General features: G+C 60.9%; 14 protein-coding genes. 12 read left to right on the forward strand and 2 right to left on the reverse strand.

The features are described 5' to 3' along the window. Positions 1-47: 47 nt before the first annotated feature. The gene (locus tag PMI35_RS20060) at positions 48-2267 is read right to left on the reverse strand and encodes a primosomal protein N' (protein WP_008058121.1); all 2220 of its coding nucleotides are present in this window, start codon (positions 2265-2267) and stop codon (positions 48-50) included. Between the two features lie 176 nt (positions 2268-2443). Here PMI35_RS20060 and rpmE point away from each other — a divergent pair, with 176 nt between their 5' ends. Further along, positions 2444-2662 carry a 50S ribosomal protein L31 gene (gene rpmE / locus PMI35_RS20055; RefSeq protein ID WP_008047849.1) on the forward strand — a complete coding sequence of 73 codons (219 nt, stop codon included), beginning with the start codon at positions 2444-2446 and terminating at the stop codon, positions 2660-2662. A gap of 286 nt (positions 2663-2948) precedes the next feature. Continuing rightward, positions 2949-4217, forward strand: a complete 1269-nt coding sequence (locus PMI35_RS20050) for a malic enzyme-like NAD(P)-binding protein (protein ID WP_008058122.1) — start codon at positions 2949-2951, stop codon at positions 4215-4217. Positions 4218-4416: 199 nt separating this feature from the next. On the opposite strand, the gene PMI35_RS20045 is transcribed toward PMI35_RS20050, so the two are convergent. Further along, positions 4417-6855, reverse strand: a complete 2439-nt coding sequence (locus PMI35_RS20045) for a penicillin-binding protein 1A (protein WP_443217054.1) — start codon at positions 6853-6855, stop codon at positions 4417-4419. A 216-nt stretch (positions 6856-7071) separates the two neighbouring features. Between PMI35_RS20045 and PMI35_RS20040 the strand changes: the two genes are divergently transcribed. The 10 genes from PMI35_RS20040 (at position 7072) to PMI35_RS19995 (ending at position 21514) form a co-directional block, all read left to right on the forward strand. Then, positions 7072-8133, forward strand: a complete 1062-nt coding sequence (locus PMI35_RS20040) for a pilus assembly protein PilM (protein WP_008058124.1) — start codon at positions 7072-7074, stop codon at positions 8131-8133. Continuing rightward, positions 8133-8699: a PilN domain-containing protein gene (locus tag PMI35_RS20035; RefSeq protein ID WP_008058125.1), complete on the forward strand. Its 567-nt coding sequence runs from the start codon at positions 8133-8135 to the stop codon at positions 8697-8699. Before PMI35_RS20040 ends, PMI35_RS20035 begins: the two co-directional genes overlap by 1 nt. Further along, the gene (locus PMI35_RS20030) at positions 8696-9316 is read left to right on the forward strand and encodes a type 4a pilus biogenesis protein PilO (protein WP_008058126.1); all 621 of its coding nucleotides are present in this window, start codon (positions 8696-8698) and stop codon (positions 9314-9316) included. The genes PMI35_RS20035 and PMI35_RS20030 overlap by 4 nt, the downstream gene beginning before the upstream one ends. Beyond that, positions 9316-9840 (forward strand): pilus assembly protein PilP, encoded by a 525-nt coding sequence (locus PMI35_RS20025; protein ID WP_008058127.1) that lies wholly within the window; start codon positions 9316-9318, stop codon positions 9838-9840. The genes PMI35_RS20030 and PMI35_RS20025 overlap by 1 nt, the downstream gene beginning before the upstream one ends. Before the next feature lie 13 nt (positions 9841-9853). Then, a complete protein-coding gene (gene pilQ / locus PMI35_RS20020) occupies positions 9854-11899 on the forward strand; it encodes a type IV pilus secretin PilQ family protein (protein ID WP_008058128.1) in 2046 nt (681 codons plus the stop codon). 4 nt (positions 11900-11903) lie between these two features. Then, the gene (gene aroK / locus PMI35_RS20015; protein ID WP_032831512.1) at positions 11904-12422 is read left to right on the forward strand and encodes a shikimate kinase AroK; all 519 of its coding nucleotides are present in this window, start codon (positions 11904-11906) and stop codon (positions 12420-12422) included. Positions 12423-12573: 151 nt separating this feature from the next. Continuing rightward, complete coding sequence (aroB, locus tag PMI35_RS20010; RefSeq protein WP_008058138.1) at positions 12574-13674, forward strand: 3-dehydroquinate synthase; 1101 nt, start codon at positions 12574-12576, stop codon at positions 13672-13674. 10 nt (positions 13675-13684) lie between these two features. Next, complete coding sequence (locus tag PMI35_RS20005) at positions 13685-15268, forward strand: AAA family ATPase (protein WP_008058140.1); 1584 nt, start codon at positions 13685-13687, stop codon at positions 15266-15268. A gap of 349 nt (positions 15269-15617) precedes the next feature. Next, the gene (gene gltB / locus PMI35_RS20000; protein ID WP_008058142.1) at positions 15618-20063 is read left to right on the forward strand and encodes a glutamate synthase large subunit; all 4446 of its coding nucleotides are present in this window, start codon (positions 15618-15620) and stop codon (positions 20061-20063) included. A 32-nt stretch (positions 20064-20095) separates the two neighbouring features. Further along, the gene (locus PMI35_RS19995; protein WP_008058145.1) at positions 20096-21514 is read left to right on the forward strand and encodes an FAD-dependent oxidoreductase; all 1419 of its coding nucleotides are present in this window, start codon (positions 20096-20098) and stop codon (positions 21512-21514) included. Positions 21515-21681 lie beyond the last annotated feature (167 nt).

Raw genomic sequence — 21681 nt, forward strand, 5'->3', positions numbered from 1 at the left:
TACCGGCACTTGTGGGAGCGAGCCTGCTCGCGAAGGCGATCTTCAAATCAATACAAATCGACGGGGTCGACATCCAGCGACCAGCGCACCGCCCGCCCGCTCGGCATCTGCTCCAGCACCAGCAACCAACTGGCAAGCAATCGGTGCAGTGGTGCCCGTGCCGTCGCCTGTAACAGCAACTGTGCACGATAACGTCCGGCCCGTCGCTCCATCGGTGCCGGCACCGGCCCGAGCAGTTCGATTCCGCTCAGGTTCTGTTCGGCGAGCAAGCGCTCGGCCTCGCTGCAGGCCTCATCAAGAAACCCTTCGGCTTGGCCGGGCTTGTGCGCCTCGGCCCGCAGCAATGCCAAATGCGCAAACGGCGGCAGGCCGGCTGCGCGACGTTCGCTCAAGGCCTGCTCGGCAAAGGCGAAGTAACCCTGCTCGGTCAACTGCACCAGCAGCGGATGGTCGGCCAGGTGGGTCTGGATGATCACCTTGCCCGGCTCTTCCGCCCGGCCTGCCCGCCCGGCGACCTGGACAATCAGTTGCGCCATGCGCTCACTGGCGCGGAAGTCGCCGGAGAACAGCCCGCCGTCCGCATCCAGGATCGAGACCAGGGTTACCCGTGGGAAGTGGTGGCCCTTGGCGAGCATCTGCGTGCCGACCAGGATGCATGGCTGGCCTTTCTGGATGGTCGCGAACAACTGATTCATCGCGTCCTTGCGCGACGTGCTGTCGCGGTCGACCCGCAGCACCGGATAGTCCGGAAACAGGATCCCCAGGCGTTCCTCGGCCCGTTCGGTGCCGGCCCCCACGGGACGCAAGTCGACCTTGCTGCACTTGGGGCACTGGCGCGGCACGCGTTCGACATAGCCGCAATGATGGCAGCGCAGTTCGCCATAGCGCTGGTGCACGGTCATGCGCGCATCGCAGCGTTGGCACTCGGACATCCAGCCGCAGTCATGACACAGCAGGGTCGGGGCAAAGCCGCGGCGGTTGAGGAATACCAGCACCTGTTGGCCGGCAGCGAGGGTCTGGCCGATGGCTTGTTGCATCGGCCCGGAAATACCGCTGTCCAGTGGTCGGCTTTTCACATCCAACCGCAGGAATCGTGGTTGCTTGGCGCCGCCGGCGCGCTCGTTCAGCCGCAGCAGGCCATAGCGACCGGTGTAGGCGTTGTGCAGGCTTTCCAATGAAGGCGTGGCAGAGCCCAGGACAATCGGGATGTTTTCCTGGCGAGCCCTGACCAGCGCCAGATCGCGTGCGTGATAGCGCAAGCCTTCCTGCTGTTTATAGGAGCCGTCGTGCTCTTCGTCGATGATGATCAGGCCCGGGTTTTTCATTGGCGTGAACAGCGCCGAGCGGGTACCGATAATGATGTCGGCTTCACCGTCTCGGGCGGCGAGCCAGGCCTCGAGACGTTCGCGATCATTGACCGCCGAGTGAATCAGCGCGATACGCGCGTTGAACCGTTGCTCGAAGCGCGCCAGGGTCTGTGGGCCGAGGTTGATTTCCGGGATCAGTACCAGCGCTTGCTTGCCGGCCTCCAATGTTTCGCGAATCAACTGCAAATAGACTTCGGTCTTGCCGCTGCCGGTAACGCCGGCGAGCAGGAACGCGTGGTAGCGGTCGAACCCGGCGCGAATGGCTTCATACGCGGCCCGCTGCTCCGGGTTGAGTGGTAGCTCTGGTTGGGCCAGCCAGTGTTCGTGTCGGGCTCCGGGGGCGTGCCTGCGAATTTCGACCTGGACCAGATCCTTGGCCAGCAACAGATCGAGGCTGTCCTTGCTCAGCATCAGTTTGCTCAGCAGCTGATGGGCGACGCCATGGGGGTGCTGGGCCAGCGTTGCCAGGGCTTCGCGCTGGCGCGGGGCGCGGGCGATACGCGGGTCATCGAGGCTGGCGCCCGGCGCGGCGGACCAGAAGCGCTCCTGGCGCGCCTCGGCCAGTTCGCCCTGGCGTAGCAATACCGGCAGTGCCCAGCTCAAGGTGTCGCCGAGGCTGTGCTGGTAGTACTGCGAGGTCCACAGGCACAGCTTGAACAGCGTGGGCGGCAACGGCGGCGTAGCGTCAAGCAGGGCGAGGGCGGGCTTGAGTTTTTCCACCGGCACTTCGCTGGTGTCGGTAACTTCCACCAGAATCCCGATCATCTCCCGCCGGCCGAACGGCACCCGCAAACGCATGCCGGGGTGCAACTGCGCACGCAGCACGCCAGCCGGTGCCCGGTAGTCGAACAGGCGGCGCAGGGGCGAAGGCAGGGCGAGGCGCAGAATGGCGTCGGGCACGCGGGGGGATCTCGATAGACGGGTACAAAGGAAGGCTCAGGGCCGGGAGCCTAGCAGACGACCGGTTTGAGGGACAGCTTGCGTGATTGGCATTGTCTGGTAGAATCCGCGGCCTAATTACGTGCGGTATTCAACAATAGTGTTGGGTGGCGGCACGCTAGCCCGAGGAAGACACCATGAAAGCTGATATCCATCCAGAATACCCAGCAGTTGCTGTTACCTGCAGCTGCGGCAACAAGTTCGAAACCCGTTCGACCTTCGGCAAAGCCCTGGCGATCGACGTTTGCAACGAATGCCACCCGTTCTACACCGGTAAGCAGAAGACTCTGGACACTGGCGGCCGCGTTCAGCGCTTCGCAGACCGTTTCGGTGCTTTCGGTGCGAAAAAGGCCTAAGGCCGATCATCCTGGGAGAACGCTACCGTTTTTCCATGCTGATGAAAAAGGCGTCCCCCGGGACGCCTTTTTTGTGCCTGTGATTCGGCTGCAATGGCCATTTCCAAATAATTGTAGACATTTTTTGATTGGATTGTGAACACTCTATCCCTTGTGTTTCGCGGCTCTTGGGCCAAAGTCGTAGGGTGGGGCGCTTGACAGGGGTGACCGGTCAGTCTTGTGGGGATTTTGTCAGGCGCGTATCCTCGCTGACCAGTCTGTCCAACAGTAAAAGCGGAATGCCAAAATGTCTGATCTGAAAACTGCCGCTCTCGAATATCACGCCAATCCTCGTCCAGGGAAGCTGAGTGTCGAGCTCACCAAGGCCACTGCTACCGCTCGCGACCTGTCGCTGGCCTACAGCCCGGGCGTAGCCGAACCAGTACGCGAGATCGCCCGCGATCCTGAACTGGCCTACAAGTACACCGGCAAAGGCAACCTGGTTGCAGTTATTTCCGATGGCACCGCGATTCTGGGCCTGGGCAACCTCGGCCCATTGGCCTCCAAGCCAGTGATGGAAGGTAAAGGCGTGCTGTTCAAGCGCTTCGCCGGCATCGACGTTTTCGACATCGAAGTCGACTCCGAAAGCCCGCAAGCCTTCATCGACACCGTCAAGCGCATCTCCATCACTTTCGGTGGCATCAACCTGGAAGACATCAAGGCGCCTGAGTGCTTTGAGATCGAACGTGCCCTGATCGAGCAGTGCGACATCCCGGTATTCCACGACGACCAGCACGGCACCGCAATCGTGACCGCGGCCGGCATGATCAACGCCCTGGAAATCGCTGGCAAAACCCTGCCGCAAGCCAAGATCGTGTGCCTGGGTGCCGGTGCTGCTGCCATCTCCTGCATGAAACTGCTGGTGAGCATGGGTGCCAACATCGAAAACATCTACATGGTTGACCGTACCGGTGTGATCCACTCCGGCCGTGACGACCTGAACCAGTACAAGGCCGTCTTCGCCCACGCGACCGACAAGCGCACCCTGGCAGACGCCCTGCAAGGCGCAGACGTGTTCGTCGGCCTGTCCGGCCCGAACCTGCTGAGTGCTGAAGGCCTGCTGTCGATGGCGCCGAACCCGATCGTGTTCGCTTGCTCGAACCCGGATCCGGAAATCTCCCCGGAGCTGGCCCACGCCACCCGTGACGACGTGATCATGGCCACCGGCCGCTCGGACTACCCGAACCAGGTCAACAACGTTCTGGGCTTCCCGTTCATCTTCCGTGGTGCCCTGGACGTCCGCGCCAAGCGCATCAACGAAGAAATGAAAGTGGCTGCGGCTAACGCCCTGCGCGAACTGGCCAAGCTGCCAGTACCTCAGGACGTGTGCGACGCCTACGGCGGCATCGCGCTGGAATTCGGTCGTGAGTACATCATTCCGAAACCAATGGACGCCCGCCTGATCACCGTGATCTCCGATGCCGTGGCCAAGGCTGCGATCGAGACCGGCGTGGCTACCCTGCCGTATCCGAAGAACTACCCGCTGAAAAGCGTGGATGACGTGTTCAACGGCTAAGTAGCCGCTCTATAAAAAACCCGGCCATTGGCCGGGTTTTTTATGGGTCGAAGATCAAAAGATCGCAGCCTTCGGCAGCTCCTACATGAGAACGCGTTCCTCCGTAGGAGCTGCCGAAGGCTGCGATTTTTTGATCTTGCTCTGCAACAAAAAGCCCTGCACTTCTCACGAGGGCAGGGCTTTTTGATGTGGCTTGCGATCAGAACAAATCGATCGGCGCGCCCTCATCCGCCGGTAGCGGGCTGCCTGGCGCATTGCCGTTGCCCAGCTCGTTCCCCGTCGGCGGCGTATCTTCGACCTTGAACAGTTCGAAGTAGGCCCCTGGCGTGCCTGGAGTGGCTGCACGGCCGCTGATCGGATCTACCCGCAGGCTCAGGATGCCTTCCGGCTCTGGCTGCGTGTGGGGCGGCAGGCCTTTGAGCGCAGCACCCATGTAGTTCATCCAGATCGGCAGGGCGACAGTGCCGCCAAACTCCTTGCGGCCCAGGCTTTCGGGTTGGTCGAAGCCGGTCCAGACGGTGGTGACGTAGTCAGCGTTGTAACCGGAGAACCAGGCGTCCTTGGATTCGTTGGTGGTACCGGTCTTGCCGGCAATGTCGCCGCGGCCCAGGGCCAGTGCGCGACGGCCGGTACCGAGCTTGATCACGTCCTCCAGCATGCTGTTGAGGATGTAAGTCGTACGCCCATCGACAATGCGCTCCGCCACGGCAGGCGTTTGCGGGGCTGCTTGCACGCCCGGTACCTGGCCAGGTGTTGCATTGACCGTAAAGGCTTCGGCGGCGGGAGCGGCGATACCGTCGGTTGCGGCCCCGCCTTTAGGCACGCTGGGCGGGTTGGCAACGAATAGCGTGTCGCCGTTGCGGCTGTCGATCTTGTCGATGATGTACGGGGTGATCTTGTAGCCGCCGTTGGCAAAGGTGCTCCAGCCCGTGGCGATTTCCATTGGCGTCAGGGTCGCGGTGCCCAGGGCCAGGGACAGGTTGGGCGGCAGGTCCTGCTTGTTGAAGCCAAAGCGGGAGATGTAGTCGATGGTCTTGCCAACGCCCATCGCTTGCAGCAGGCGGATCGAAACCAGGTTGCGCGACTTGTAGAGCGCTTCACGCAGGCGGATCGGGCCGAGGAAGGTGTTGGTGTCGTTTTTCGGGCGCCAGACCTTGTCCAGGTATTCGTCGACAAACACGATCGGTGCGTCGTTCACCAGGCTGGAGGCGGTGTAACCGTTATCCAGTGCGGCGCTGTAGACGAAAGGCTTGAAGCTCGAGCCCGGTTGGCGCTTGGCCTGGAGGGCGCGGTTGTAGTTACTCTGCTCAAAGGCGAAACCGCCGACCAGTGCGCGGATGGCGCCGTTTTGCGGGTCAAGGGAGACCAGAGCACCCTGAGCCTGCGGGATCTGGCTGAATTTCAGCGAATTGTCCGCCTGGCGCTGCACCCGAATCAGGTCGCCGACCTGGGCCACATCCGAAGGCTGCTTCGGATTGGCGCCCATGCTGTTGGTGTTCAGGAATGGGCGAGCCCATTTCATGCTGTCCCAGCCGACGTGTTCGCTGCCAGTACGGGTCAGCACCTGCAGGCCGGTCTTGTCGACCTGGGTGACGATGGCCGGCTCAAGGCTGCTGATGGTGCGTTGCTTGGTCAGTTCGGCCGCCCACGCCTCGCGCGTCTTGCCCGGCAGGCGGGACTCGGGGCCCCGATAGCCGTGACGCTGGTCATAGGTCATCAAGCCTTCGTGGAGGGCGGTGTTGGCCATTTCCTGAAGGTTGCTCGGCACCGTGGTGGTGACGCGAAAACCTTCGGTGTACGCATCGCTGCCATAGCGACCAACCATTTCGGCGCGAGCCATCTCGGCGATGTAGGGCGCGTTCACTTCCGGGGTCGGCACGTGATAGCTGGCGTTCAGTGGCTCGTTGATGGCGGTGGTGTAGTCGGCTTCGCTGATTTTGCCCAGCTTGTACATGCGCCCCAGGATCCAGTCGCGACGCTCCTTGCTGCGGGCCGGGTTGGCCAGCGGGTTGAATCGCGAAGGCGCCTTGGGCAGGCCGGCGATCATCGCCATCTGCGCCAGGCTGATGTCGCGAATCGACTTGCCGTAATACACCTGCGCCGCGGCTTCGATGCCGTAGGCGCGGTTACCCAGATAGATCTTGTTGACGTACAGCTCAAGGATTTCGTCCTTGGTCAGTTGCCGTTCGATCTGCAGGGCCAAGAGGATTTCGGTGGTTTTGCGCGAGAAGCTGCGTTCGCTGGTCAGGAAGAAGTTCTTCGCCACCTGCATGGTGATGGTGCTGCCGCCGGACTGGATATGGCCGCTTTTGACCAGTTGAGTGGCGGCGCGCATCAGGCTGCTGGGGTCGACGCCGTAGTGGTTGGCGAAGTTGTCGTCTTCAGCACTTAGTAACGCATTAATGAAATTGGGGGGAATGTCGGCGAAACGGATCGGTGTACGGCGCATTTCGCCAAATTCTGCGATCAACTTGTTGTCGCTGCTGTAGACCCGCAAAGGAATCTGCAACTGGATGCTTCTCAGCGCCTCAACGGACGGCAAACCGGGACTAAGGTAAAGAAACGCCCCACTCAGACCCAGAAGCAGTCCGCAGAATACGGCGACGATGGACCAACCGAAAAATTTCAGCAGACGAATCAAGGCTTTTGGACATCCAGGGCAAAAAATGAATTTGGCATCAGGGTTCAGGCTAAGGAGAACGACCCGCGCTTGAGAAAAAAGCGGAAAAAACGCTGGGCATTATAAGCATTTTTCCGTCCAAGGCGTTATTTGCGCTAGCTGTCAAGACGGGTGGATTGAACGCAACACCCGTAATGGAGTCCGTAACTCACGGAAAGTCATAGGGAATTGGTAGTGCTAGGACTCTTCAATAAAAAAGCCAGGTCGCTTCTGGGGATCGATATCAGCTCCACTTCGGTAAAGCTGCTGGAGCTGAGCCGCCAGGGCAATGGCTATAAGGTCGAGGCCTACGCGGTCGAGCCATTGCCCCTCAGTGCGGTCGTCGAGAAAAATATCGCCGAGCCCGATGGCGTGGCCCAGGCACTGTCGCGTGTGCTGGTCAAGGCCCGGACCAACCTAAAGAGCGCGGCGGTGGCGGTGGCGGGTTCGGCGGTGATCACCAAGACCATCGAGATGGATGCCGGCCTTACCGACGACGAGATGGAAGACCAGCTCAAGATCGAGGCCGACCAGTACATCCCTTATCCTTTGGACGAGGTCGCCATCGATTTCGAAGTTCAGGGTGCGTCAGCGCGCAATCCTGGTCGGGTCAATGTGCTGCTCGCCGCCTGTCGCAAGGAAAACGTCGAGGTCCGTGAGGCCGCCCTGGCGCTGGCGGGCTTGACTGCGCGCGTGGTCGATGTCGAAGCCCATGCCCTGGAGCGTTCTTTCGGTTTGCTCGAGAGTCAGCAGGGTGGCGCTCAAGGGCGTCTGGTGGCAGTGGTCGATATCGGGGCCACGATGACCACCCTGAGCGTGCTGCATGACGGGCGAATCATCTACACCCGCGAGCAATTGTTCGGTGGCCGCCAGCTCACGGAGGAAATTGGGCGCCGATATGGCCTGACCGCTGAGCAGGCCGGCCTGGCGAAGAAGCAGGGCGGTTTGCCGGATGATTATGTCAGCGAAGTGTTGCAGCCATTTCGAGAGGCGCTGGTGCAGCAAGTGTCGCGCTCATTGCAGTTCTTCTTCGCTTCGGGCCAACACAACGCGGTCGACCATATTCTGCTGGCGGGCGGTACCGCGTCAGTCCCCGGTCTGGACCGGATGATCGAGCAGCAATTGGATACGCCCACGCAGGTGGCCAATCCGTTTTGCGACATGACGTTGGGCAGCAGGGTAAACGCCGCGGCCCTGGCCAGCGATGCGCCGGCGTTGATGATTGCCTGCGGGCTGGCCCTCAGGAGTTTCGACTGATGGCGCGGATCAATCTATTACCTTGGCGCGAAGAGCGGCGTGAAGAGCGGCGCAAGCGCTTTCTACTGGTGCTGGCGGGCGTACTGGTGGGGTCGGCAGGTGCATTGCTCGCCGCCAACCAGGTCATCAACAGCGCTATCGAGCGGCAGATTGCGCGTAACGACTACATCAGCAAACAGATCGCAGTGGTCGACGAACGGATCAAGCAGATCAGCGATCTCAAGGCTCGTCGTCAAGAATTGGTCGAGCGCATGCGCATCATCCAGGACCTGCAGGGCAATCGCCCGAACAGCGGGCGAATTTTTGATCAGCTCGCGCGGACCTTGCCCGATGGGGTGTATTTCACAGAAGTCAAAATGGCGGGCAATACCTTGTCCATCACCGGTGCGGCGCAATCGAACAACCGTGTTTCAGACCTGATGCGAAACCTGGATGCGTCCGACTGGTTCGATGCGCCCAGCCTGACCGAAGTCAAGGCGACGACCGCGGGCCAACTGGATCAGGCCAATGTTTTTCAGTTGACCGTTCGTCAGACCCAGGCTGCGGCCGTCGAGGATGGCGAATGAGTCCGACCGAATGGTTCGAAGGGTTGCGCCGGATCGACATCAACGAGCTGGACACCCACAACATGGGGGCCTGGCCGCCTGCGATCAAAGTCCTGATGGGCATTGTGGTCGCAATTTTGGTGCTGTCGATCGGCTACAACTTTTCCACGAGCGAGCTAAAGAATCAGCTCGAACTCAAGCGCGAGGAGGGGTCGACCCTCAAGGAGCAATTTGCCAGCAAATCCAGTATGGCGGCGAATCTGGAGCTCTACACCCAGCAGATGAAAGCGATGGAGAACTCCTTCGGCGTGCTGCTACGGCAATTGCCCAGCGACACCGAAGTCCCCGGTCTGCTGGAGGACATCACGCGTACTGGGCTCGGCAGTGGCCTGGAGTTCGAAGAGATCAAGCTGTTGCCGGAGGTCGCCCAGCCGTTCTACATCGAATTGCCGATCCAGATCACGGTCACCGGCGCCTATCACGACCTGGCCACTTTCGTCAGTGGCGTGGCCGGGTTGCCGCGTATCGTCACTCTGCATGATTTCGACCTGGCGCCGATCAATCCCGACAACGGACCGAAATTGCGCATGAGCATCCTGGCCAGGACTTACCGCTACAACGACAAGGGGCTGCGTTGATGAGCCCGTCACGTGGTTTTCCGATGGTGGTATTGGTCGCCGTATTGGCAGGCTGTGGCGGCGGCGATGATTTCAGCGACCTGGACGCCTACATGAACGAAATGCGCCTGCGGGCGCCGGGCAAGATTGAACCAATGCCGACATTCCGGTCTTACCCGACATTCACCTACAACGCCGCCAACTTGCGCAGCCCGTTTTCCCCGCAGGTCAAAGTCGATCTTGCACACCAGCAGGGGGCGCGCAACGTCAAGCCTGACCCCAGCCGGGTCAAGCAGTACCTCGAGGGTTTCAATATCGAGCAGTTTGAAATGGTCGGCACGATCTCCAATGCGGCAGGCTCCTTTGCGTTACTGCGCGGCGCCGGTGGGGTGCATCGGCTGAAAGTCGGTGATTACCTGGGGCGTAACGACGGCCGGATCGTCGCCTTCAGTGGCTCGCAAGTCGAGGTGGTCGAAATCGTTCCCGACGGCGAAGGTGCCTGGCTGGAGCGTCCGCGGACCCTTCCTTTGAAAGAGCACTCATAGTGGAACTCGTACAATGAACAGGATTTTCTCCGCCCTCGGAGTATCGCTATGGATAGCGTTGCTGTCGCCGATGGTACAAGCGGCCAACCTCAAGGCGCTGGATGTTGCGGCGCTGCCAGGGGACCGCGTCGAGTTGAAGCTGGTGTTCGACGAACCACCCCCGACACCTCGTGGCTACACCACGGAGTCCCCTGCCAGGATTGCCCTGGATCTGCCCGGTGTCGTCAGTCAGCTGGCGAGCAAGACCCGCGACCTGGGTATTGGCAATGCCCGCAGCGCGACCGTGGTGGAGGCCAAGGATCGTGCGCGGCTGATCATCAATCTGACCCGGTTGAGCCCCTACGACTTCCGGGTCGAAGGCAATAACCTGTTTGTGGTCGTCGGGCAGGGTGGCAATAGCCCGGCACCGAGAGCGGCTGCCGCTGCTGTACCGGTCCCGGCCCATGCGCGCGCGGTTGCACCGGCAGGCAAGGCGATTCGTGCGGTGGATTTCCAGCGGGGTACCCAAGGGGAGGGCAATGTCGTGATCGACTTGTCGGATCCGTCCATTGCACCCGATATTCAGGAGCGCGAAGGCAAGATCATTCTCGGCTTCACCAGAACTCGATTGCCCGAGCCATTGCGTGTACGCCTGGACGTCAAGGATTTCGCCACGCCGGTGCAGTTCGTCAATGCCAGTGCCACAGGGGACAGGGCGACGATCACCATCGAACCCAGCGGTGCCTTCGACTATTCGACCTACCAGACCGACAACAAGCTGACCGTCAGCATCCGCCCGATGACTGTCGACGACCTGCAAAAGCGTAACGCCGACCGCCATGCCTACAGTGGCGAAAAGCTCTCGCTGAATTTCCAGGACATCGACGTGCGCTCGGTGCTGCAGTTGATTGCCGATTTCACCAATCTCAATCTGGTCGCCAGTGACACGGTGCAGGGGGGCATTACCCTGCGCCTGCAGAATGTACCCTGGGACCAGGCGCTGGACCTGGTGTTGAAAACCAAGGGCCTGGACAAGCGCATGGTAGGGAATGTGTTGCTCGTCGCCCCGGCCGACGAAATTGCCGCCCGTGAACGCCAGGAGCTGGAGTCACAGAAGCAGATTGCCGACCTGGCACCACTGCGTCGGGAACTGTTGCAGGTCAATTACGCCAAGGCGGCCGATATTGCCAAACTGTTCCAGTCGGTGACCAATGCCGAGGCGAAAACCGACGAACGGGGCTCGATCACCGTCGATGAACGCACCAACAACATCATTGCCTACCAGACCCAGGACCGGCTCGACGAACTGCGGCGAATCGTTGCACAGCTGGATATTCCGGTGCGTCAGGTGATGATCGAGGCGCGTATCGTCGAAGCCAACGTCGACTACGACAAGAGTCTCGGCGTGCGTTGGGGAGGCTCGATACAGAACAAAGGCAACTGGAGCGCCTCGGGAGTCGGTAACGGCACCAGCGATGGCGGCAGCTCGCCGTTCGTCGACCTGGGGGTCGCCAACAACACGTCGGGCATCGGCATCGCCTTTATCACGGACAACGTCTTGCTGGACCTTGAATTGTCGGCCATGGAGAAGACCGGCAACGGCGAAATCGTCTCGCAACCCAAGGTGGTCACCTCCGACAAGGAAACCGCAAAAATCCTCAAGGGCACCGAGATTCCCTATCAGGAAGCCAGCTCCAGCGGCGCTACGTCGGTCTCGTTCAAAGAGGCTTCGCTGTCGCTGGAGGTGACGCCGCAGATCACGCCGGACAACCGGATCATCATGGAGGTCAAGGTCACCAAGGACGAGCCGGACTACCTGAACAAGGTTCAGGATGTGCCGCCGATCAAGAAAAACGAGGTCAATGCCAAGGTCCTGGTCAACGATGGCGAGACCATCGTCATTGGTGGCGTTTTCTCAAATACTCAAAGCAAGGTTGTAGATAAGGTGCCATTTCTTGGCGATGTGCCGTATCTTGGCCGCCTTTTCCGGCGTGACGTGGTTTCGGAGAAAAAATCCGAGCTGTTGGTGTTTCTCACACCGCGTATCATGAATAACCAGGCGATTGCTGTGAGTCGTTGATTCTGTGCGAAATTTGATACTTGTAGGACCGATGGGGGCTGGAAAAAGCACCATCGGCCGGTTGCTGGCCAAAGAGCTGCGCTTGCCATTCAAAGATTCCGATAAGGAAATTGAATTACGCACGGGCGCGAATATCCCATGGATCTTCGACAAGGAAGGCGAACCAGGCTTTCGTGAGCGCGAGCAGGCAATGATTGCCGAGCTATGCGATTACGACGGCGTGGTGCTGGCGACGGGGGGTGGCGCGGTCATGCGCGAAGCCAATCGTCGGGCGCTGCGTGCCGGCGGACGGGTGGTCTATCTGCATGCCTCCGTCGAGCAGCAGGTCGGCCGCACGTCCCGCGACCGCAATCGGCCATTGTTGCGCACTGCCGATCCGGCCAAGACCCTGCGGGATCTGCTGGCGATCCGCGACCCCCTCTATCGGGAAATCGCCGATCTGGTGGTGGAAACCGATGAGCGACCGCCGCGTATGGTCGTGCTCGATATCCTGGAGCGTTTGCAGCAATTGCCGCCCCGTTAAAGCGTCGCACGAAATGCGCTATCCTCGGCGTCCTGCCATGACCGCTCCAGGTTGTGGCGAACGGCCGACGAGCGGCGTCACACCAGCGGTGGCCGTAGACATTCGTTAACTCAAGGCAGGTTGCCTGATTCCATCTTCACTGTGGGGACACATGCAGACACTCAAGGTCGATCTAGGCGAGCGCAGCTACCCGATTCATATTGGCGAAGGTTTGTTGGACCAGCCTGAGCTGCTGGCCCCGCATATTCGCGGACGGCAAGTGGCGATCATTTCCAATGAAACCGTCGCGCCGCTCTATCTTGAACGCCTGTCCCGCAGTCTTGCGCAGTTCTCGGTAATCTCCGTGGTGCTGCCAGACGGTGAGGCCTTCAAGACCTGGGAAACCCTGCAACTGATTTTCGACGGTCTGCTGACCGCGCGGCACGACCGGCGCACCACGGTGATTGCCCTGGGCGGCGGCGTGATTGGCGACATGGCCGGCTTTGCGGCTGCCTGCTACCAGCGCGGTGTCGATTTCATCCAGGTTCCGACCACGCTGCTGTCGCAGGTTGACTCTTCGGTGGGTGGCAAGACGGGGATCAACCACCCGCTGGGCAAGAACATGGTTGGCGCCTTCTATCAGCCGAACGTCGTGCTGATCGACACCACATCCCTCAACACCCTGCCGGCCCGCGAGCTGTCCGCCGGCCTGGCCGAAGTCATCAAGTACGGGCTGATCTGCGATGAGCCGTTCCTGACCTGGCTGGAAGACAACGTGGACCGCCTGCGCAATCTGGATCAGCAAGCCCTGACCTATGCCATCGAGCGCTCGTGTGCAGCCAAGGCGGCCGTGGTCGGCGCCGACGAGAAGGAGACCGGTGTACGGGCAACGCTCAACCTGGGTCATACCTTCGGTCACGCCATCGAGACCCATATGGGCTATGGTGTCTGGCTGCATGGTGAAGCGGTCGCTGCTGGCACTGTAATGGCTCTGGAAATGTCCGCGCGCCTGGGCTGGATCAGCGAACAGGAGCGCGATCGCGGCATTCGCCTGTTCCAGCGCGCCGGCCTGCCGGTTGTTCCGCCTGAAGAGATGACGCCAGCCGATTTCCTCGAACACATGGCAATTGACAAGAAAGTGATCGACGGTCGTTTGCGCCTGGTGCTGCTGCGCCACATGGGCGAAGCGGTAGTGACCGACGATTATCCGAAAGAGGTTCTACAGGCCACGCTGGGAGCGGATTACCGCGCCTTGGCTCAGCTTAAAGGTTAATAAGAACACGATGACTAGTTTGCATGCCGACGAGGCTTTCCTCGGCCACTACCAGTTGAATCATGACCCTTTTGCTCCACGGGTCCCTGGCTTCAAGTTTTTCCCTGCCCAGCGCAAGCCGGTGCTGGGGCAGTTGCACCATCTGGCGCGGTACAGCCAGTTGCTGTTGGTGGTCACAGGTCCGCACGGCAGTGGCAAGACCCTGCTGCGCCAGGCCCTGGTGGCCAGTACCAACAAGCAGACCGTGCAAAGCGTGGTGGTTTCCGCCCGTGGTGCGGGAGATTCGGCTGGTGTGCTGCGCCAGGTTGCCCAGGCACTGGACGTTGCCCAGGCCGAGGTCGGTGCGATCCTGAAACAGGTGGTGCAGCTTGCTCTCACGGGGCAGGAAGTGTATCTGCTGGTCGATGATGCCGAGCAGCTCGACGAGTCCGCGCTTGAAGCCTTGATGGCCCTGGGCGCGGGCGCACCGGAAGGCCGTCCGCATGTGTTCCTGTTCGGCGAGTCGTCAATGATCGCTCAGCTTGAGGCTTTGCAACTCGAGGAAGAACGCTTCCACGTCATCGAGCTGCAGCCTTACACCGAAGAGGAAACGCGTGAATACCTGGAGCAGCGGCTCGAAGGCGCCGGCCGGGGTATCGAACTTTTCACCGCAAATCAGATCTCTGATATTCACGAAAGCTCCGAGGGTTGGCCTGGCAACATCAACCAGGTTGCCCGCGATGCGATGATCGAAGCCATGATTGCCAGCCGCTCAGCGGTGAAGCGTCCAAGTATGGGGTTCAATATGCCGAAGAAACACGTATTGGCGATTTCCGCCGTCGTTGTGGTCGCGGTAGCTGCCGCCTGGTTGATGCCCGGTCGCAGCAAGACACCGACCACGGGGGCGCCTGCCAACGAGCAGGCGCAACTACCGCTCGGCCAGGGTTCGCAAGGCGGTGCACCGGCCGTCGAATTCGCTGGCAACTCGCAGCCAACGCCATTGCCGTTGGTCGGCAATTCGCAACCGGTCATGCGGGCTCCGTTGGCCGAAGCGGCGGGAGGCATCACCGAGGGCGATGACGGGGTGCCGGTCGAGGGTTCCAGCGCCACACCGCCGACCGTGACCACCATTGCACCACCAGCCGGCGTTCCAGCCGGTCCAGCGCCAACGCCAGCAGCCAAGCCGACGCCTGCACCGACCCAGGTCGCTACCGCCAAGCCAGCGCCTGCTCCGGTTGCCAAGCCGGCTCCAGCTCCGGCGCCAGCCAAGCCAGCCGCCGTTGCCGCCAAGCCGGCCGAGAAGCCAGCGACCGTCGCCAAGGCTGCCGGTGGCACCTGGTACGCAGGTCAGGCGCCAGGTAACTACGTGGTGCAGATCCTCGGCACCAGCTCCGAAACCGCCGCTCAAAACTTCGTCAAGGAGCAGGGCGGCGAGTACCGTTATTTCAAGAAAGTCCTCAACGGCAAGCCGCTCTACGTGATCACCTACGGCAACTTCGCCAATCGTGATGCAGCCGTTTCCGCCATCAAGGCCTTGCCAGCGAAGGTTCAGGCTGGTAAACCTTGGCCACGCTCTGTCGCCAGCGTCCAACAGGAACTGGCAACAGCCCGCTGAAGATTCGGCGGCCTTACCCAGGCCGCCTCTCCAAGCACCTCAAAATTTCTGCACGGCATGCCGCCTCTACAGGCCGCGTGCCTTGTGGTGTCTGCGTCACAGTAGTCTTTGAGTCGTTGCGGTCAAAATTAAAAAAGTTTTGACTAGCACAGCAGATCGCTTTAAACCTTTCACAAATGCGACATAGATTTGCGACATTTCGTCGCCAAATTTGTGAGGCCAAGTGTCGGTGTGTACAATGACCTCCCTTTTGCCCCCGCAAAGCTGGCGTACGTTCGGCGCGGATGGTAAGTGGTTGAATTGAAAAGAAATTTGCCTCGATGAGAGGCAGCCTGGTGAGAAAGTGTCTATGAAAGCAGGTCTGTACCAACCAGATGAATTCAAGGATAACTGCGGTTTCGGCCTGATTGCCCATATGCAGGGCGAGCCCAGTCATACCCTTTTGCAAACGGCCATCGAGGCCCTGACCTGCATGACCCACCGCGGTGGGATTAATGCTGACGGCAAGACCGGCGACGGTTGCGGTCTGCTGATTCAAAAGCCGGACGTGTTCCTGCGAGCCATCGCCCAGGAAACCTTCGGCGTCGAATTGCCCAAGCAATACGCTGTGGGCATGGTTTTCTTCAACCAGGACCCGGTCAAGGCCGAAGCCGCTCGCGAGAACATGAACCGCGAGATCCTGGCTGCCGGCCTGCAGTTGGTCGGCTGGCGCAAAGTGCCGATCGACACCAGCGTCCTCGGCCGCCTGGCCCTTGAGCGCCTGCCACAGATCGAGCAGGTGTTCATCGGTGGCGAAGGCCTGAGCGACCAGGACATGGCCGTCAAGCTGTTCACCTCCCGTCGTCGCTCATCGGTGTCCAACGCCGCCGATACCGACCACTATGTCTGCAGCTTTTCGCACAAGACCATTATCTACAAAGGCCTGATGATGCCGGCGGACCTGACCGCCTTCTATCCGGACCTGAGCGATGAGCGCCTGCAAACCTCGATTTGCGTGTTCCACCAGCGCTTCTCCACCAACACCCTGCCGAAATGGCCGCTGGCCCAACCGTTCCGCTTCCTGGCGCACAACGGCGAGATCAACACCATCACCGGCAACCGCAACTGGGCCGTGGCCCGTCGCACCAAGTTCAGCAACGACCTGATGGACCTGGAAGAGCTCGGCCCGCTGGTCAACCGCGTCGGTTCCGACTCCTCGAGCATGGACAACATGCTCGAGCTGATGGTCACCGGTGGCATCGACCTGTTCCGTGGCGTGCGGATGATCATTCCGCCTGCGTGGCAGAACGTCGAGACCATGGACCCGGACCTGCGTGCGTTCTACGAATACAACTCGATGCACATGGAACCGTGGGACGGCCCGGCCGGCGTGGTAATGACCGATGGTCGCTACGCGGTGTGCCTGCTCGACCGTAACGGTCTGCGTCCGGCGCGTTGGGTCACCACCAAGAACGGCTTCATCACCCTGGCTTCGGAAATCGGTGTCTGGAACTACCAGCCTGAAGACGTGATCGCCAAGGGCCGCGTGGGTCCGGGCCAGATCTTTGCCGTGGACACCGAGACCGGTCAGATCCTCGACACCGATGCCATCGACAACCGCCTCAAGTCCCGTCATCCGTACAAGCAATGGCTGCGCAAGAATGCCCTGCGCATCCAGGCGACCATGGAAGACAACGACCACGGTTCGGCCTTCTACGACGTCGATCAGCTCAAGCAATACATGAAGATGTACCAGGTCACGTTCGAAGAGCGCGACCAGGTGCTGCGCCCGCTCGGCGAACAAGGCTACGAAGCCGTGGGTTCGATGGGCGACGATACGCCGATGGCCGTGCTGTCCCAGCGCGTGCGCACGCCGTACGACTATTTCCGCCAGCAGTTCGCGCAGGTGACCAACCCGCCGATCGACCCGCTGCGTGAGGCCATCGTCATGTCGCTGGAGATCTGCCTCGGTGCCGAGCGCAACATCTTCCAGGAGTCGCCGGAACACGCTTCACGCGTGATCCTCAGCTCGCCGGTCATTTCCCCGGCCAAGTGGCGCTCGCTGATGAATCTCGATCGTCCGGGCTTCGAACGCCAGAAAATCGACCTCAACTACGATGAAAGCATCGGTTTGGAAGCGGCGATCCGTAACGTCGCCGATCAGGCTGAAGAAGCCGTGCGCGCCGGTCGTACGCAGATCGTCCTGAGTGACCGTCATATTGCCCCGGGCAAGTTGCCGATCCACGCCTCCCTGGCCACCGGCGCGGTACACCACCGCTTGACCGAAAAAGGCCTGCGTTGCGACTCCAACATACTGGTGGAAACCGCGACCGCACGTGACCCGCATCACTTCGCCGTGTTGATCGGTTTCGGTGCCTCTGCCGTTTATCCGTTCCTGGCCTATGAAGTGCTGGGCGACCTGATCCGTACCGGTGAAGTGCTGGGCGACCTCTACGAGGTGTTCAAGAACTACCGTAAGGGCATCACCAAAGGCCTGCTCAAGATCCTGTCGAAGATGGGTATCTCGACCATCACTTCGTACCGCGGTGCGCAGTTGTTCGAGGCGATCGGCCTGTCCGAGGAAGTTTGCAACCTGAGCTTCAAGGGCGTGCCAAGCCGCATCAAGGGCGCGCGTTTCGTCGACATCGAAGCCGAGCAGAAAGCCCTGGCCACCGAAGCCTGGAGCGCGCGCAAGCCGATCCAGCAAGGCGGCCTGCTGAAGTTCGTCCACGGCGGCGAATATCACGCCTACAACCCGGACGTGGTCAACACCCTGCAAGCCGCCGTGCAGCAGGGCGACTACAGCAAGTTCAAGGAATACACCTCGCTGGTGGACAACCGCCCGGTGTCGATGATCCGTGACCTGCTGAAGGTGAAAACCCTCGACACGCCGCTGGACATCAGCGAAATCGAACCGCTGGAATCGGTGCTCAAGCGCTTCGACTCCGCCGGTATCTCGCTGGGCGCCCTGTCGCCTGAGGCTCACGAAGCTCTGGCCGAAGCCATGAACCGCCTCGGTGCACGTTCCAACTCCGGCGAAGGCGGCGAAGACCCGGCGCGCTACGGCACCATCAAGAGCTCGAAAATCAAGCAGGTTGCTACCGGTCGTTTCGGTGTGACCCCGGAATACCTGGTCAACGCCGAAGTGCTGCAGATCAAGGTTGCCCAAGGCGCCAAGCCGGGCGAAGGTGGTCAACTGCCAGGCGGCAAGGTCAACGGCCTGATCGCCAAGCTGCGTTACGCAGTGCCAGGCGTCACCCTGATTTCGCCACCACCGCACCACGACATCTATTCGATCGAAGACTTGTCGCAGCTGATTTTCGACCTCAAGCAGGTCAACCCGAAGGCACTGGTCTCGGTGAAGCTGGTAGCGGAAGCGGGCGTGGGTACCATCGCCGCCGGTGTGGCCAAGGCCTATGCGGACTTGATCACCATCTCCGGCTACGACGGCGGTACCGGTGCTTCGCCACTTACCTCGATCAAATACGCGGGCGCTCCTTGGGAACTCGGCTTGGCCGAAACCCACCAGACCCTGCGCGGCAACGACTTGCGCGGCAAAGTCCGGGTACAGACCGACGGCGGCCTGAAGACCGGCCTCGACGTGATCAAGGCGGCCATCCTCGGCGCTGAAAGCTTCGGCTTCGGCACCGCGCCAATGATTGCCCTGGGCTGCAAATACCTGCGCATCTGCCACTTGAACAACTGCGCCACCGGCGTCGCGACCCAGAACGAGAAGCTGCGCAAGGATCACTACATCGGTACCGTCGACATGGTGGTGAACTTCTTCACCTACGTCGCCGAAGAAACCCGTGAGTGGCTGGCCAAGCTGGGCGTGCGTTCCCTCGAAGAGCTGATCGGTCGTACCGATCTGCTGGAAGTGCTCGAAGGCCAGACCGCCAAGCAGCATCACCTGGACCTGACCCCATTGTTGGGCAGCGACCACGTGCCGGCGGACAAACCGCAGTTCTGCGGCGTTGAGCGCAACCCGCCGTTCGACAAAGGCCTGCTGGCCGAGAAAATGGTCGACATGGCCACCTCGGCGATCAACGACAAGAGCGGCGCGGAGTTCGAACTGGATATCTGCAACTGCGACCGTTCCATTGGCGCGCGGATCTCCGGCGACATCGCCCGTAAGCACGGCAACCAGGGCATGGCCAATGCGCCAATCACCTTCCGCTTCAAGGGCACGGCCGGCCAGAGCTTCGGTGTGTGGAACGCCGGCGGCCTGAACATGTACCTGGAAGGCGATGCCAACGACTACGTCGGCAAGGGCATGACCGGCGGCAAGCTGGTGATCGTTCCGCCAAAAGGCAGCATCTACAAGACCCAGGACAGTGCCATCATCGGCAACACCTGCCTGTACGGTGCCACTGGCGGCAAGCTGTTCGCCGCCGGTACCGCGGGTGAGCGTTTCGCCGTGCGTAACTCCGGTGCCCACACCGTCGTGGAAGGCACTGGCGATCACTGCTGCGAGTACATGACCGGTGGTTTCGTCTGCGTCCTGGGCAAGACCGGTTACAACTTCGGCTCTGGCATGACCGGCGGTTTCGCCTATGTGCTCGACCAGGACAACACCTTCGTTGACCGGGTCAACCACGAACTGGTGGAAATCCAGCGGATCAGCGGCGAGGCGATGGAAGCCTACCGCAGCCATTTGCAACGCGTGCTGAACGAGTACGTCGAGGAAACCGACAGCGAGTGGGGTCGTGAGCTCGCCGAGAACCTCGACGATTACGTGCGCCGTTTCTGGTTGGTGAAGCCCAAGGCTGCCTCCCTGAAATCGTTGCTTTCCAGCACCCGTGCCAACCCGCAGTGATATGCGCCTGAAGAGTTTGATGAGGTTTTAAAATGGCTGAACGTCTGAATAATGACTTCCAGTTCATCGAGGTCGGGCGCAAGGATCCGAAGAAGAAACTGTTGCGTCAACGCAAGAAAGAGTTCGTTGAAATCTACGAACCGTTCAAACCCCAGCAGTCGGCCGACCAGGCCCACCGCTGCCTGGGTTGCGGCAACCCGTATTGCGAATGGAAGTGCCCGGTGCACAACTTCATTCCCAACTGGCTGAAGCTGGTGGCCGAGGGCAACATCCTCGCCGCCGCCGAGCTGTCGCACCAGACCAACACCCTGCCGGAAGTCTGCGGCCGGGTGTGCCCGCAGGACCGTCTGTGCGAGGGTGCCTGCACCCTCAACGACGGCTTCGGCGCGGTGACCATCGGTTCGGTGGAGAAGTACATCACCGACACCGCGTTCGCCATGGGCTGGCGCCCGGACATGTCCAAGGTCAAGCCGACCGGCAAGCGTGTCGCGATCATCGGTGCGGGCCCGGCGGGCCTGGGCTGTGCCGACGTGCTGGTGCGCGGTGGCGTGACGCCGGTGGTGTTCGACAAGAACCCGGAAATCGGCGGTCTGCTGACCTTCGGTATCCCCGAGTTCAAGCTGGAAAAGACCGTGCTGAGCAATCGTCGCGAAGTTTTCAGCGGCATGGGCATCGAGTTCCGCCTCAACACCGAGGTGGGCAAGGACGTGACCATGGAGCAACTGCTCGAAGAATACGATGCCGTGTTCATGGGCATGGGCACCTACACCTACATGAAAGGCGGCTTCGCCGGTGAAGACCTGCCGGGCGTGTATGACGCGCTGGACTTCCTGATCGCCAACGTCAACCGCAACCTGGGCTTTGAAAAGTCGCCGGAAGATTTCGTCGACATGAAAGGCAAGAGGGTCGTGGTACTCGGCGGTGGCGACACCGCGATGGACTGCAACCGTACTTCGATTCGCCAGGGCGCCAAGTCGGTGACCTGTGCCTATCGTCGTGACGAGGCGAACATGCCGGGCTCGCGCAAAGAGGTGAAGAACGCCAAGGAAGAAGGCGTGAAATTCCTCTACAACCGCCAGCCGATCGCGATTGTCGGTGAAGACCGGGTCGAAGGCGTGAAGGTGGTCGAGACCCGTCTCGGCGAGCCGGACGCCCGTGGCCGTCGCAGCCCCGAGCCGATCCCGGGCTCCGAAGAGATCATTCCGGCTGACGCCGTGGTCATCGCCTTCGGTTTCCGTCCGAGCCCGGCGCCGTGGTTCGAACAGTTCAGCATCCAGACCGACAGCCAGGGCCGTGTAGTCGCTCCGGAACAGGGTCAGTACAAGCACCAGACCAGCAACCCGAAAATCTTCGCCGGTGGCGATATGGTTCGCGGTTCTGACCTGGTGGTGACGGCGATCTTCGAAGGCCGTAATGCGGCGGAAGGGATCCTGGATTACCTGGGCGTCTGATCAGGCAACACAAAACCCTGTAGGAGCGAGCCTGCTCGCGATGGCGGTGAATCAGTCACCAGATGCAATGGCTGACACTCCGTCATCGCGAGCAGGCTCACTCCTACAGTTGTTTCTCGGTGTTGCTGAAAACAGCATTCCATTGCGACAAATTGACCCGATAGACA

This window comes from Pseudomonas sp. GM78, from assembly GCF_000282475.1.
Lineage (GTDB): Bacteria > Pseudomonadota > Gammaproteobacteria > Pseudomonadales > Pseudomonadaceae > Aquipseudomonas.